Origin of the sequence: Streptomyces sp. NBC_00597, assembly GCF_041431095.1 — a bacterium.
GTDB lineage: Bacteria > Actinomycetota > Actinomycetes > Streptomycetales > Streptomycetaceae > Streptomyces.
On the sequence record NZ_CP107757.1, the window covers coordinates 6,008,664 to 6,021,992 of the forward strand.

A 13,329-nucleotide genomic window follows, 5' to 3' on the forward strand; every position below is an offset into this window, starting at 1 on the left:
GTCAGGGAAGCGGGTCGATCACGGGGTGTCAACCGCATTCGTCAGTTGAGGCGTTCACCGACCCGGGCCCGGAACGCGTCCATCGTGAAGCCCTTCGGGTCGATCTTGCCGGGCTGCCATTCGCGGTGGCCGATCACCGAGCGCTCGGTCCAGCCGTGGACGCGGCACAGGGCTGCCGCGGCGCGGACCATGGCGTCGAGCTGGACCTCCGGCCAGGGGTCGTCGCCGTCGCCGAGGTTCTCGCACTCGAAGCCGTAGAAGTGCCGGTTGCCGTCGGTGTTCGCCCGACGGTCCGGCGGGAGCCGCTTCTCGGCGATCACTGCCGCCAGGACGTCGGAATCGCCCGCCCCGGCGTGGTTGGCGCGGCCGTAGCCGACCAGGTGGACCCGGCCGTCCTTGGTGATCACGCCGTGGCACAGCGGGCCGGGCAGGTCCTCGTCGCCGTCGCGGCAGAGCGCGACGGTGAACGCGGTGCCGTGCGTGACGGTGTGGTGGATCATCACCCCGTTCACCGGGCCCCACGGGCCCTTGTGGTTGCGGTTGTGGGTGCGCCAGGCGCCGACCTCGACGACGGTCAGACCCTCGTTCCGCAGTGCTCCGATGAAGCGGTCCGCGGACATGGGTGCGGACATGGCCGCCTCCTCTCCGGGTGCACGGTGGTCACCTTTCGTGTCCACCTCGTTGCTCTCCGGTGTAATGGAGGCGGTCCTTCCGGGCTAGTGCGTTCGTACAGTGAGCGAGCCGATCCGGACACTCGTCCCGACCGGCCCACTCGTCACGGCAGTTGAGGCAGTTGCGCCAGTCGCTGTGGTTACGCGGAGGCCAGCCACAGGTCCGGGCCGAACACCTCGTAGTGGATGTCCGATGCGGGCACGCCCTTGGCGAGCAGCTGCGCGCGCACGGTCCGCATGAAGGGGAGCGGCCCGCACAGGTAGGCCGTGGTGCCCGGGTCCACCTGGACGTCCGCCAGGTCGAGGAGGCCCTCGCCGTCGCCGGGCTCGGCGTCGGCCTCGTACCAGAAGTGGGCCGAGGCGTCGGCCAGCTTGTGCGTCAGCGCCCGGTGGTCGTCCCGCAGCGCGTGGTCGGCGGGGGAGCGGTCGGCGTGCAGGACGGTCACCCGGGCGGCGTGCCCGGTCTCGGCCAGGTGTTCCAGCATCGACAGCATCGGGGTGCAGCCGATCCCGGCCGAGGCGAGCAGGACCGGCGCGGCGGAGTCCCTCAGCACGAGGTCGCCGTACGGGGCCGAGACCCGCAGCGTGTCGCCGGTCGCGATCCGGGCGTGCAGGTGGTTCGAGACCTCGCCGTCCGGGCCCGCGGCGGCCGGGCCGTGGACCCGCTTAACGGTGATCGCGTGCACGGCGGAGCCGGGGCCGCGGGAGAGGCTGTACTGGCGTATCTGGCGGGCGCCGTCGGGCAGTTCCACCTGGACGGAGACGTACTGGCCGGGCTTGAAGGAGGGGGCGGGGGCGCCGTCCGCCGGAGCCAGGTGGAAGGTGGTGCAGTCCGCGGTCTCCTCGATGCGGCCGGCGACCGTCCAGGTGCGCCAGACATCCCCGGCGAGGACCTGCTGCTCGGCGTAGAGCCGCTCCTCGATGGCGATCAGGGCGTTGGCCATCAGCCAGTAGACCTCGTCCCAGGCCTCGGCCACCTCGGGGGTGACGGCTTCGCCGAGGACGTCGACGATCGCCGAGAAGAGGTGGTGGTGGACGACCGGGTACTGCTCGCGGGTGACGCCGAGGGAGGCGTGCTTGTGCGCGATGCGGTGCAGCATCACGTCCGGGCGGGTGTCCGGGTGGGCCACGAGGTGGGTGGCGAAGGCCGCGATGGAGCCGGCGAGGGCCTGCTTCTGGAGACCGGCCTTCTGGTTGCCGCGGTTGAACAGGTCGCGGAGCAGCTCGGGGTGGGCGGCGAACAGCTTCGTGTAGAAGAGGTCCGCGATGTCGCCGATGGCCGCGCCGACGGCGGGCAGGGTGGCTCGTACGGTCTCGGTCGACTTCTCGGACAGCATCCGGTGCTCCTAATTGGTATGTGAGATGCGTATTTTTGGATGTGGGTGCACCCGTTCGAAGCGGGGTGCGTGGGCGCCCCCGGGTTCAGGCGGTCCCGGTCCGCCCCGGCGGCCCGCTCGACAGGCCCAGCAGTACCGGGCCGGTGGGCGCCGCGACGAGGTCGTCCACCGTCAGCGGGTCCAATGCGGCGAAGAAGGCCTCCTGGGCCCGGCGCAGCGCGCCCCGCAAGACGCAGGCGCCGCGCAGCGGGCAGGGCGTGCTGCCGTCGCAGTCCACGACGTCGCCCGCACCCTCCAGTTCGCGGACGACCCCGCCCACCGAGGCGGCCCGCCCGGCGGCGGTCAGGGCGAGCCCGCCGCCGCGCCCGCGCCGCGCCTCGACCAGGCCGAGGTGCTGCAGCTTGGCGACGACCTTCGCGGTGTGCGTGTACGGGACCTCCATGGTCGCCGCCACGTCCCGCGTGGTCGGGAGGTCCGCGTCCTCGACGGCGAGGCGCATCAGGACGCGCAACGCCAGGTCGGTGAATCGGGTCAGCCGCATGGCCTCACTCTAGAAAACTCGCATCTGCGATGCAACTTAAGTTCCACGCAAGAAGAGGTGAACCACAAAGGGTGCCCACCCCCGAACGGAGTAGTCCCACCCTTTTGTGTAATGGTCCCACCACGTTCCGTACTGGAAGGCTGCATCCCGCAGATCCATGGAGTGATCGAAAGGGATGCACATGTCGGTCCAGGCAGGTTCCGAATCTGAGGTCGGGACACCACAGCGGAGTCTTGCGACAGCGGCCGCGCGGAACTTGGCAACCACGACCAAGTCGGCGCCGCAGATGCAGGAGATCACCTCCCGGTGGCTCCTGAAGATGCTCCCGTGGGTGTCCGTGCAGGGCGGCACGTACCGGGTGAACCGGCGACTGAGCTACTCCGTCGGCGACGGACGCGTGGAGTTCATCAAGACCGGGACCCAGGTCCAGGTCATCCCGGCCGAGCTCGGCGAACTCCCGCTGCTGCGCACCTACGAGGACCTGGACGTGCTCGCCGAGCTCGCCCAGCGGTGCCGGCAGGTCGACTTCGAGGCCGGTCAGGAACTGACCTCCTTCGGCAGCCCCTCCGACAGCGTGTTCCTGCTCGCGCACGGGCGCATCGACCAGATCGGCCCCGGCCCCTACGGCGAGGACGCCGTCCTGCGGACCGTCGCCGACGGCGCCTACTTCGGCGAGCACTCCCTCGCCGACGAGGAGGCCATCTGGGAGTACACCGCCCGCGCCGCCACCTCCGGCACCGTGCTCGTCCTGACCCGCCAGGACTTCCGGCTGCTCGCCGACCGGGTCGACTCGCTGCGCGAGCACGTGCAGACCCAGCGCTCGCTGCCCGCCCAGCGCACCAACGACTACGGAGAGGCCGCGATCGACCTCTCCGCCGGCCACCAGGGCGAAGCCGTCCTCCCCGGCACCTTCGTGGACTACGAGGCCAAACCGCGCGAGTACGAGCTCTCGATTGCACAAACGGTCCTGCGGGTGCACACGCGCGTCGCCGACCTCTACAACCAGCCGATGAACCAGACCGAGCAGCAGTTGCGGCTCACGGTCGAGGCGCTGCGCGAGCGCCAGGAGCACGAGATGCTCAACAACCGCGAGTTCGGCCTGCTCCACAACGCCGACTACGACCAGCGCATCCAGCCGCACGACGGCGGGCCCGGCCCCGACGACATGGACCAGCTGCTCAGCATGCGCCGCGGTTCCGACATGTTCCTCGCCCACCCCGCCGCCATCGCCGCCTTCGGCCGCGAGTGCAACAAGCGCGGGTTGTACCCGGAGACGATCGACGTCGCCGGCACCCGGGTGGCGTCCTGGCGGGGAGTGCCGATCTTCCCGTGCAACAAGATCCCGATCAGCGACGCGCGGACGACGTCCATCCTCTGCATGCGCACCGGCGAGGACGACTCCGGCGTCATCGGCCTCCACCAGCCCGGCCTCCCCGACGAGATCGAGCCGAGCATGTCGGCGCGCTTCATGGGCATCAGCGAGCAGGCGATCACCTCGTACCTGGTCACCGCCTACTTCTCCGCCGCGGTACTGGTGCCGGACGCGCTCGGCATCCTGGAGAACGTCGAGATCGCCCGCTGGAGCTGAGCGGCCGGCCGGGCACCACCGGGGATCGGGATTTCGGGGATCGGGGATCGGGGACACGCCATGGGCACCACTGAGGCGATCACGACCGGCGAGGGGCAGGAGGCCGCGGCCCTGCTGGAGCGGACAAGAGAAACGGTCAACCCGGAACTGCGCCGCACGGTCGAGAGCCTGCCGGGTTCGATGCGACGCGTGGCGATGTACCACTTCGGCTGGGAGCAGGCGGACGGCACCCCGACCGCGGGCTACGACGGCAACGCGGGCAAGGCCATCCGGCCCGCGCTCGTGCTGGCCGCCGCCCGGGCCCTGAGCGGCATCCGGGGCGACGACGAGGACGGCAAGGCCGCCGAAAGCGCCGTGCGGGCGGCGGCGGCCGTGGAGCTGGCGCACAACTTCACGCTGCTGCACGACGACATCATCGACAAGGACACCAAGCGGCGGGGCAGGCCCACGGCCTGGACCGTCTTCGGGGTACCGGACGCGATCATCACCGGTGACGCGATGATGGCGCTCGCGCTGCGGCTGCTCGCGCAGGATCCGCATCCGGCCTCCGCGGAGGCCTCGGCGCGGCTCTCGGCCTGCATCATCGAGCTGTGCGCCGGCCAGCAGGCCGATTGCGCCTTCGAGCAGCGGCCGTACGTCTCGCTCGACGAGTGCCTGACCATGGCGACGGCCAAGACCGGGGCCCTGCTGGGCTGCGCCTGCGCGCTCGGTGCGCTGTACGCGGGCGCCGGGCCGGACGAGGTCGACACGATGGACGCCTTCGGGCGGGAGGCCGGGCTGGCCTTCCAGCTGATCGACGACCTGATCGGCATCTGGGGGGATCCGGGCCACACCGGCAAGCCCGCCGGGGCCGATCTGATCGCCCGCAAGAAGTCCCTCCCGGTCGTGGCCGCCCTCACCTCGGGCACCGCGGCCGGCGAGGAGCTCGCGGCCCTGTACGCGGGGCCCATGACGGAGGACGAGGTGCACAAGGCCGCCGCGGCCGTGGACCGGGCCGGCGGGCGCGACTGGGCGCAGGCCCATGCCGCGGACCGGATGGGCCGGGCGGTGCAGCTGCTGTCCCGGGCCGTACCGGACCTCGCGGCGGCGGGCGGGCTGCTGGCGCTGGCGGAGTTCGTCACGCGGCGCACCCGGTGAGCCCGTAGCGCGCAGAAGGGCGTGCGCAAGTCCCGTTCCGGCACTGCATGGTGCCGGAACGGGGCTTTCCGCTGTTCGGGGTCAACTCTAGGATCGCTGGCGGTAGTTGAAACGCGAGCGAAGGGTGTGACCAGTGGCGCTGGAGATACGTCAGGCGGATCAGTCGGACCGGGACGCGGTGGCGCGCCTGCTCGACGAGGCCTTCCGCACCGACCCGGTGAGCAGCTGGGTCTTCCCGGACCCGGAGCACCGGGCCGCGGTGCACGGCCGGTTCCTGGGCGTCTTCGTGGACGTGGCACTGGCCGAGGGGCGGATCGACTACGCGGTGGACGGTTCGGCGGCCGCCCTGTGGATGCGGGTGCCGGAGGGGGAGCCGGAGGGGGAAGCCGTCGAGGACGACGTCCCGGCGAAGATGCGGGCGGTCGCCGACCCCGACAACGAGCGGTGTGAGTTGGTCGGCCGGCTGACGGGGGCGGTGCATCCGACCTCCGAGGAGCACGAGTACCTGCTGATGATCGCGGTCGCCCCGGGCCGGCAGGGCGAGGGGCTCGGGACCGAGCTGATGCGGCCGGTGCTGGAGCGCTGCGACCGCGAGGGCGTGGCGGCGTACCTGGAAGCGAGCAGCGAGCGCAGCAAGGGGCTGTACGAGCGACTCGGCTGGGAGTTCACCGGCGAGCCGGTGCGGCTGCCGGAGGGGCCGCTGATGTGGCCGATGTGGCGCAAGCCGCAGGGGTCGGCGGCGTCCTGACGGCGAACACCCTTGCGTGACCACTGCAAGCACAGTACTTTGGCCGACGTGTCCCGGAGCGGTGACACCGACCGACGAAAGAGATTTCGCTTGCGCAAGCTGACGTACTTCATCGCCACCACCGTCGACGGCTTCATCGGAGCCCCGGACGGCGACGGCGATTTCTTCTACAGCTCCTTGGACCCCGAGTTCGTCGGGTTCCTCGCGGCCGAGTACCCCGAGACCATCGCCGCCCAGGGGCGCGTGCACCTCGGGCTCGCCGACACCCCGCCGAAGCGCTTCGACACGGTCCTGATGGGCCGCAACACGTACGAGCCGGGCCTCAAGGAGGGCGTGACCAGCCCTTACGGCCACTTCGCCGATCAGTACGTCGTCTCGCGCTCGATGACCGCCTCGCCGGACCCGGAGGTGCAGCTGATCAGCGGCGACCTCGTGGCCCGGGTGCGGGAGCTGAAGGCCCGGGACGGGCTCGACATCTGGCTGTGCGGCGGAGCCGACCTCGCCACCCAGCTGATCGACGAGATCGACGAGTTCATCGTCAAGACCTACCCGTTCTTCGCCGGCACCGGCATGCCGATGTCCCGCGCCGGATTCGGGGTGCGGCCCCTGGAGCTGACCGGCGTCCGCGGCTTCAGCGGCGGCCAGGTCGTGAGCTCGTACGCCGTCAAGCGCTGAGACCGGCCGAACGGCCGAAACCGGCCTACCGTGGAGGTATGGCCGGTGAACAGCACCAACAGCACGACCGGCGCCACACGCACCCGCATGTCGAGGCGGTGACTCCGCAGACCGCGCACGAGCAGCTCGCGTGCCCGGTCTGCGGGCGCCCCGTCGAAACCGTCATCCGGCGGCGCAAGTCGCTGGGGATCTTCATTCCGGAGTGGGTGCCGGGTCCCTGTCGGAACCCGGACTGCGCGCAATACGTACCCGAGGTGGGAAAGATCCCCTAGCCCTTCGGCTTCCTAGCCCTTCGTCCCCAGACCCGACGCGGCCAGCCCGTTGCGCCACAGCTGGTCCACGCGCGAGCGCTCCGTGCCGTTCGGGTAGGCGTTGGTGCACGAGGTGCCGGGGCCTCCGCCCGACATCAGCTCGGAGCACGGGCCCGAGTAGTGGTCCGGCAGTCCCAGCACGTGGCCGGTCTCGTGCGCGGTCACCCGGGTCGAGTTGTACTGCTGGTTCTGCTGGTAGTCGAGGAAGATGTAGCCCCGGCCGTGGCCGTCCGTGCTCGCGTAGGAACCGCGCGAGTCGTTGCCCTCGTAGTACGAGAAGTTCCCGCCGGAGGACACCTCCTGGAGCTTCACGTTCGAGACCGAGCCGTTCCATATCTGCGCGGAGCGGGATATCTGGCTGCGGAAGCTGGGCGCGTTGCGCGTGTTGTACGTGACGGTCACCGCGAGGACGCCCGGGTTCGCGGCGCGCTGCTCGGCGACCGAGCGCTGCACGGCCTCGAAGAAGGCGCGGTTCGCGGCCTGGTTCTCCTGCGAGCGCTCGTACGCCGCGTAGCTCGCGGCATTGCCGGCGGGTGCGGAGTCGGGGGCCGCGCTGGCGGTGGGGACGACGCCGAGGGCGGCCACGAAGCCGAGGCCGATGGTGGCGGCCAGCATGGCCTTGCGGGACATACGGGAGTGGCGCATGTGGGGGAGCTCCTACTCATCCGGTGCGGGGGGTGGGTCGTTCGGTACCGGAGTCTGCGGGAGCCGGAGCGGTCGGCGGATGATGTCAGCCACCGATAGCGCCGCCCTATCGGGAAGATTTCGGAAGGTCAACTTCCGTGAGAATGGCGGGATTAGATGGGGTATCAGTGGCTGGTGCGGTCCACTGGCACCGGCCTACCCTCGGGACATGGAGCTTGAGGTGAGGCACCTGCGCGCACTGTGCGCCATTGCCGACGCCGGCAGTCTGCACAAGGCCGCGCGGCAGCTCGGCGTGAGCCAGCCCTCCCTCACGACGCAGCTGCGTCGCATCGAACGCGCCCTGGACGGCGAACTGTTCCTGCGCGAGCGCACCGGCTGCCGGCCCACCCCCTTCGGCCGCACCGTCCTCGGCCGGGCCCGCCCGCTGCTCGACCAGATGGCCGCGCTCGTCGCCGAGGCGAGGGCGCTGGCCCGGGGGCCGCGGCTGAACATCGGTTCCACCGCGAGCCGGGCCCTGCCGGGATGGCTGCGCAGGATCCACCGCAGGCTGCCCGACACCGAGACCTCGCTGGTGGTGGACGTGTCCGCCAACGCCCTGCTACGGATGGTGGCTTCGGGGCAGCTGGACGTGGCGTTCGTCCACGAGGTCGAGGGCAGCTCCCTTTGGGTGCCCGCCGGGCTGGAGCTGCGGGTCCTGATGGAGCGGGAGCCGCAGTTCGTGTCGATGTCCCGGGACCATCCCGCGGCGCGCAGTCCGGTGGTCCGGTTACAGGACCTGGCGGCCGACCGGTGGACGGTCGACCCCTCCGTGGACGGCGAATGGGACGGCCTGCGGCGGGTGTTCGCGGGGGCCGGGGTGGACCCGCCCGTGCTGCACGCCGACTACCACACCGCGACCTCACTGATCATCTCCGGCGAGGCGGTGGCCCCCTGCCAGCCGACGTCGGGGCCGCGCGAGGACATGGCGATCCGGCCGCTGTCCGGGGACCCGCTGGCGGTCCGGCTGCTCATGGCCAGCCGGCCGGGCGCGCATGCCGAGACCTTCGAGGACCTCCGGGCGGCGTACCGCGAAGCCGCGCTCAGGACGCCGCCGTACCGCGCCTGGCTCCACCACAACGAGAGCCCGCTGCTGGCGGCTTAGGCGCGCGCCAGTCGTCGGTGGCTCCCCGGGGCCAGTGCGGGGGAGGGGAAGGCGGAGCGCGCGTCACCGCCCCGCCACCAGACCCCGACGGCGAAGAGGGCGGTGGCCTCCAGGAGCGGCGCCCGGGAGAGTCCGCCGCAGGGCAGCGGGGTGCAGCCCGTGCCGGTGATGAGCTCGGTGGTGAGCCGTACGCCCTCCGGTGCGTCCGCTGCGGGTGGACTACGCGCTGACGGAGGCGGGCGCGGCTCTCCTGGACCCGATCCGCGCGATGGGTGCCCGGGCGGCCCGGTACGCGGAGGTGGTCGTCGCCCCCCCAGCAACGCCGCGCCCCGGACCCCTCCGGCTGCGACGGCCCAGGCGGACCCGGGACGGGAGCGGTCTTGACTTCGCGCGACCGCGATATATCGTGTTAGCCAGAAGACGCGATATGTTGCGTGCCTGAGGAGGATCCATGGCAGAGCAGAAGACGTGGTCGGTCGCCGAACCGCAGAAGCTCACCTTCGACGAGCCGGTGACCGAGCTCCGCGTCCGTGTCGTCGGCGGCACGGTGAACGTCGTCGCCGACGAGGGTCCGGCCCGGCTTGAGGTCGCCGCGGTCGACGGGCCGCCGCTGTACGTCGTCCAGGAGGGCGGCACCCTCACCGTGTCCTACGAGGACCTTCCCTGGAACGGCTCCCAGAGCTTCAAGCAGTGGTTCGACGGCAAGCCCTGGAAGGCCTGGTCCGGCTCCGGCCGGGGCCGCAAGGCCTGGGAGCGCAAGGCCACCGTCACCCTCACCGTCCCCGCCGCCACGCACGCCCAGCTCGCGGCGGTCAGCGCCGCCGCGGTCGTCTCCGGCATCGGCGGCGGCACCGACGTCCACGGGGTCTCCGGCGACGTCACGCTGGTCGGCCTCTCCGGCAGGGTCAGCGCGAACACCGTCTCCGGCAGCGTCGAGGCCCAGTCCGTCACAGGCGAGTTCGGCTTCCACTCCGTGTCCGGCGGCCTGACCGTCGTCGACGGCGCCGGCGGCAGCGTACGGGCCGACTCGGTCAGCGGCGACATGCTCATCGACCTGGCCCTCGACCCGGCCGCGCCGCACCCGGTGGACATTTCGCTGAACTCCGTGTCCGGGCAGGTCGCGATCCGCCTTCCGCACCCCGCCGACGCGCGGGTGGAGGCCAACACGGCCAGCGGCGGCGTCTCCAACGCCTTCGACGACCTGCGCGTATCCGGCCAGTTCGGCGCCAAGCGGATCACCGGCACCCTGGGCGCGGGCACCGGAACCCTGCGGGCCACCACCGTCTCGGGTGGTATCGCCCTGCTGCGCCGCCCGGCCTCCGACGCCCCGGCCGGCGCCCCCCTCGTGCTCGACAAGAAGGTGCTCTGACATGCCGCCCGTCTTCGCCCACGGCCGCCTCCGCCTCTACCTGCTCAAGCTGCTGGACGAGGCCCCGCGGCACGGGTACGAGGTGATCCGACTGCTGGAAGAGCGTTTCCAGGGCCTGTACGCGCCCTCCGCGGGCACGGTGTACCCGCGGCTGGCCAAGCTGGAGGCCGAGGGGCTGGTCACGCACGCCACCGAAGGCGGGCGCAAGGTGTACTCCATCACCGAGGCTGGCCGCGCCGAACTGGCCGACCGCGGCGGTGAGCTCGCGGACCTGGAACTGGAGATCCGCGACTCGGTCTCCGAGCTGGCCGCGGAGATCCGCGACGACGTACGGGGCGCGGCGGGCGCCCTGAGGCGCGAGATGCGGGCCGCGGCCTCCGCGACGGCGACCCCGGTCGAGGACGCGTCCTGGGCGGCGGCCAAGGAGGAGCTGCGCAAGGCCAAGCAGGAGTGGAAGGAGCAGGCGCGCCGGGCGAAGGACGAGAGCCGCCGGGCCCGTGAGGAGGCCCAGCAGGCCCGCCGCCAGGCCAAGGAGGCGCAGGAGCGGGCGCGCGAGGAGGTCGTGCGGATCGCGGGCCAGCTCCAGGAGCAGTTCGCGAAGTCCGGCGGGATGCTGGGCAGTCTGGCCGGCAGCTGGCTCGGCGGTGCACCGACCGGTACGGCCGGCGCCGGTCCGGCCAGTACCGGTACGGCCGGCAGCGGTGCGGGGGCCTTCACGGCCGCCGACCCGCACTGGGCCGAGGACCTGACACCCACCGGCGACCCGGCCCGGGACCTGGACCGGCTGCTGGACCGCTTCCGCGACGACGTCCGCGACGCGGCCCGCGACCACGGCGTCACCCCGGGCGTGCTGGCCGAGGCCCGCGCCCACCTCGCGGCGGCCGCGGGCCGTCTGGCCGAGACGCTCCGGCCCTCGCGATAGATCGCGAGTCAGGCCGCCAGGCCCGTCTCGGCCGCCGCGTACGTGACGCCGTGGTCCGCCAGGACCTCGGCGGCCGTACCCGGACGCGAGAGCAGGGCGAGCAGCAGGTGCAGGGTGGCGATGTGGCGGTCGTGGCGACCCAGTGCGATGCGCAGCGACTGCTCCAGGGTCTTCTTCGCGCCCTGCGTGAACGGGACGTGGCGGCTTTCCGGCTCCGGGCGGCCCAGTGCCGAGCGGAGCGAGGAACCCAGCGTCCGCCGGCGCGGGGCCGCGGCGGTCAGTGCGCCTTCGCCGTGGGTCTCCTCGACCCGGGAGAGGACCGCGGTGAGGTCGATGCCGAGGTCCGCGAGGGCCTCCTCGTCGGCCCGGGACATCCCGCCGCGACGGCGGGCCGCGGCGAGGTCCGCCGCCACCGCGGCGCGGTCGACGCCCAGCGGGTCGAGCGCCCCCAGGTCCAGCAGGGCGAGGAGCAGGTGCTCCTCGGTGACCGTGGCGGCCCCCGTCCGCCGGGCCTCGGCCACGGCTCCCGTCACGGCGTCCCGGGCGTCCCGCGTGAAGCGTTCGAACATCAGACCCTCCCGTGCTTCTTGTGTACGGCCTGCCGGCTCACGCCCAGCTCTGCCGCGATCTCCTGCCAGGACCACCCCTGCGCGCGGGCACTGCGCACCTGTACGGCCTCCAGCTGCTCCAGCAGCCTGCGGAGGGCGGCCACGGCACGCAGGCCCACGCGAGGGTCGCGATCACCGGCCCGTTCGGCGAGATCGGTTGCTTCCGTCATGTCTGTCAATTTAGGTTGACGGGCAGCCCGTGTCAATCGTCGTTGACAGATGAGGAGGGGCAGACGGGGAGGGGAGGAGTGCCGGCGTTCCGCTACACCGTCAGGACGATCTTGCCGAAGAGGTCGCCCGCCTCCAGCTTCGCGAAGCCCTCCCGCGCCCGGTCCAGCGGCAGGACCTCGTCGATCACCGGCCGCACCCCGGTCGCCGCGCAGAAGGCCAGCAGGTCTTCCAGCTCGTCCTTCGATCCCATCGTCGAGCCGACCACCTTGAGCTCCAGGAAGAAGATCCGGGTCAGTTCGGCGTGCGCGGGGCGGTCCCCGCTCGTTGCGCCCGAGATGACCAGGGTGCCGCCGGGGCGCAGGGACTTGATCGAGTGCGACCAGGTGGCCGCGCCGACCGTCTCGATCACCGCGTCCACCCGCTGCGGCAGTCGCGCGCCCGGCTCGTACGCCTCCACCGCGCCCAGCTCCACCGCCCGCTTGCGCTTGGCCTCGTCCCGGCTGGTGGCGAAGACGCGCAGGCCCGCCGCTTTGCCGAGCACGATCGCGGCGGTGGCGACACCGCCGCCGGCGCCTTGGACCAGCACCGAGTCGCCGGGCCGTACGCCCGCGTTGGTGAAGAGCATCCGGTACGCCGTCAGCCACGCCGTCGGCAGGCAGGCGGCCTCCTCGAACGACAGCTCGGCGGGCTTGCGCAGGACGTTCCAGGCCGGGACGGTCACCAGTTCCGCGAAGGTGCCCTGGTAGCGCTCGGTCAGGATCGAACGGGGCTCGTCGGGGCCGACCCCGTGGCCGCTCTGGCCGATCACGGAGTGCAGGACGACCTCGTTGCCGTCCTGGTCGATGCCGGCGGCGTCGCAGCCGAGGATCATCGGGAGTTTCTCCTCGCCGAGGCCGACCCCGCGCAGCGACCACAGGTCGTGGTGGTTGAGGGAGGCGGCCTTGACGTTCACGGTCACCCAGCCGGGGCGCTCCTCGGGGGCCGGGCGCTCGCCCAGCACGAGGCCGCTCAGCGGCTGGTCACGGTCGATTCGGGCGGCGTAGGCAGCGAACATGCCGCGACGCTACCGCCCGGTAGCCCGGTGGGCCAGCCCTGCCGGGGCTCTGTGGGTGAGGCCTTCGTCGCACGGCGGCCTGCGCGGGCGGGTGGCCGTGGGCGGGAACCGGGTGGGGGTTCCCGTGCGTCTCATGAGGGCCGGGCGCGGCCTGAGCGGAACCATTCGTTGCGCGCTCAACCATGCGTTCCACGTGGGGTCTTGCGTGGTGCGGCAGGGTGAAGCGGAACGTCAGGATCAAGCCGCGGAGGGCGGTAGGATTCAGGCCATGCGGTCCGGCTCGCCATGTGCCTGTCATTTGTTGGCCGCATTCCCATTGACGAAGCGTCAGCTTCATTGAGGCGCTGAGGCGGAGCATCCCCTCCCGGTTCGGGGGCGGGGAGGGTGTGCCCGAAAAACAGGAGAGGGGCC

The 13,329-nt window shown here is 71.9% G+C and carries 15 protein-coding genes; 8 read left to right on the forward strand and 7 right to left on the reverse strand.

What is annotated here, in order from left to right; all coding sequences use genetic code 11:
• Nucleotides 1–41 precede the first annotated feature (41 nt).
• The 3 genes from OG974_RS27485 to OG974_RS27495 all read right to left on the reverse strand — a co-directional run bounded on the left by OG974_RS27485 (nucleotide 42) and on the right by OG974_RS27495 (nucleotide 2,549).
• Entirely contained in the window at nucleotides 42–632 is a 591-nt protein-coding gene (locus OG974_RS27485) for an N-acetylmuramoyl-L-alanine amidase (protein ID WP_328763627.1), read from the reverse strand.
• A gap of 179 nt (nucleotides 633–811) precedes the next feature.
• The gene (locus tag OG974_RS27490) at nucleotides 812–2,008 is read right to left on the reverse strand and encodes a globin domain-containing protein (protein WP_329314488.1); all 1,197 of its coding nucleotides are present in this window, start codon (nucleotides 2,006–2,008) and stop codon (nucleotides 812–814) included.
• Nucleotides 2,009–2,093: 85 nt separating this feature from the next.
• A complete protein-coding gene (locus OG974_RS27495; protein WP_328763630.1) occupies nucleotides 2,094–2,549 on the reverse strand; it encodes an Rrf2 family transcriptional regulator in 456 nt (151 codons plus the stop codon).
• Nucleotides 2,550–2,730: 181 nt separating this feature from the next.
• Here OG974_RS27495 and OG974_RS27500 point away from each other — a divergent pair, with 181 nt between their 5' ends.
• The 5 genes from OG974_RS27500 (at nucleotide 2,731) to OG974_RS27520 (ending at nucleotide 6,969) form a co-directional block, all read left to right on the forward strand.
• Nucleotides 2,731–4,137 carry a family 2B encapsulin nanocompartment shell protein gene (locus OG974_RS27500; RefSeq protein WP_327285354.1) on the forward strand — a complete coding sequence of 469 codons (1,407 nt, stop codon included), beginning with the start codon at nucleotides 2,731–2,733 and terminating at the stop codon, nucleotides 4,135–4,137.
• Nucleotides 4,138–4,197: 60 nt separating this feature from the next.
• Nucleotides 4,198–5,274 (forward strand): family 2 encapsulin nanocompartment cargo protein polyprenyl transferase, encoded by a 1,077-nt coding sequence (locus OG974_RS27505; protein ID WP_327285355.1) that lies wholly within the window; start codon nucleotides 4,198–4,200, stop codon nucleotides 5,272–5,274.
• A gap of 133 nt (nucleotides 5,275–5,407) precedes the next feature.
• The gene (locus tag OG974_RS27510; protein ID WP_327285356.1) at nucleotides 5,408–6,022 is read left to right on the forward strand and encodes a GNAT family N-acetyltransferase; all 615 of its coding nucleotides are present in this window, start codon (nucleotides 5,408–5,410) and stop codon (nucleotides 6,020–6,022) included.
• A gap of 90 nt (nucleotides 6,023–6,112) precedes the next feature.
• Nucleotides 6,113–6,697 (forward strand): dihydrofolate reductase family protein, encoded by a 585-nt coding sequence (locus tag OG974_RS27515; protein WP_327285357.1) that lies wholly within the window; start codon nucleotides 6,113–6,115, stop codon nucleotides 6,695–6,697.
• Between the two features lie 38 nt (nucleotides 6,698–6,735).
• Nucleotides 6,736–6,969: a hypothetical protein gene (locus OG974_RS27520; RefSeq protein ID WP_327285358.1), complete on the forward strand. Its 234-nt coding sequence runs from the start codon at nucleotides 6,736–6,738 to the stop codon at nucleotides 6,967–6,969.
• A gap of 12 nt (nucleotides 6,970–6,981) precedes the next feature.
• On the opposite strand, the gene snpA is transcribed toward OG974_RS27520, so the two are convergent.
• Nucleotides 6,982–7,653 carry a snapalysin gene (snpA, locus tag OG974_RS27525; protein ID WP_371644754.1) on the reverse strand — a complete coding sequence of 224 codons (672 nt, stop codon included), beginning with the start codon at nucleotides 7,651–7,653 and terminating at the stop codon, nucleotides 6,982–6,984.
• A gap of 208 nt (nucleotides 7,654–7,861) precedes the next feature.
• Here snpA and OG974_RS27530 point away from each other — a divergent pair, with 208 nt between their 5' ends.
• The 3 genes from OG974_RS27530 (at nucleotide 7,862) to OG974_RS27540 (ending at nucleotide 11,085) form a co-directional block, all read left to right on the forward strand.
• The gene (locus OG974_RS27530; protein WP_327285361.1) at nucleotides 7,862–8,794 is read left to right on the forward strand and encodes a LysR family transcriptional regulator; all 933 of its coding nucleotides are present in this window, start codon (nucleotides 7,862–7,864) and stop codon (nucleotides 8,792–8,794) included.
• Between the two features lie 451 nt (nucleotides 8,795–9,245).
• The gene (locus OG974_RS27535; protein WP_327285362.1) at nucleotides 9,246–10,163 is read left to right on the forward strand and encodes a DUF4097 family beta strand repeat-containing protein; all 918 of its coding nucleotides are present in this window, start codon (nucleotides 9,246–9,248) and stop codon (nucleotides 10,161–10,163) included.
• A 1-nt stretch (nucleotide 10,164) separates the two neighbouring features.
• Nucleotides 10,165–11,085 carry a helix-turn-helix transcriptional regulator gene (locus OG974_RS27540; RefSeq protein WP_328763634.1) on the forward strand — a complete coding sequence of 307 codons (921 nt, stop codon included), beginning with the start codon at nucleotides 10,165–10,167 and terminating at the stop codon, nucleotides 11,083–11,085.
• Nucleotides 11,086–11,093: 8 nt separating this feature from the next.
• Here OG974_RS27540 and OG974_RS27545 read toward each other — a convergent pair whose 3' ends face one another.
• From OG974_RS27545 to OG974_RS27555, 3 genes are all read right to left on the reverse strand, one after another.
• On the reverse strand, nucleotides 11,094–11,654 hold the full coding sequence (locus OG974_RS27545) for a Clp protease N-terminal domain-containing protein (RefSeq protein ID WP_328763636.1): 561 nt from the start codon (nucleotides 11,652–11,654) through the stop codon (nucleotides 11,094–11,096).
• The gene (locus OG974_RS27550) at nucleotides 11,654–11,863 is read right to left on the reverse strand and encodes a helix-turn-helix domain-containing protein (RefSeq protein ID WP_008741547.1); all 210 of its coding nucleotides are present in this window, start codon (nucleotides 11,861–11,863) and stop codon (nucleotides 11,654–11,656) included. The genes OG974_RS27545 and OG974_RS27550 overlap by 1 nt, the downstream gene beginning before the upstream one ends.
• Nucleotides 11,864–11,955: 92 nt before the next feature.
• A complete protein-coding gene (locus tag OG974_RS27555) occupies nucleotides 11,956–12,918 on the reverse strand; it encodes a zinc-binding dehydrogenase (protein ID WP_371644757.1) in 963 nt (320 codons plus the stop codon).
• Between the last annotated feature and the right edge of the window lie 411 nt (nucleotides 12,919–13,329).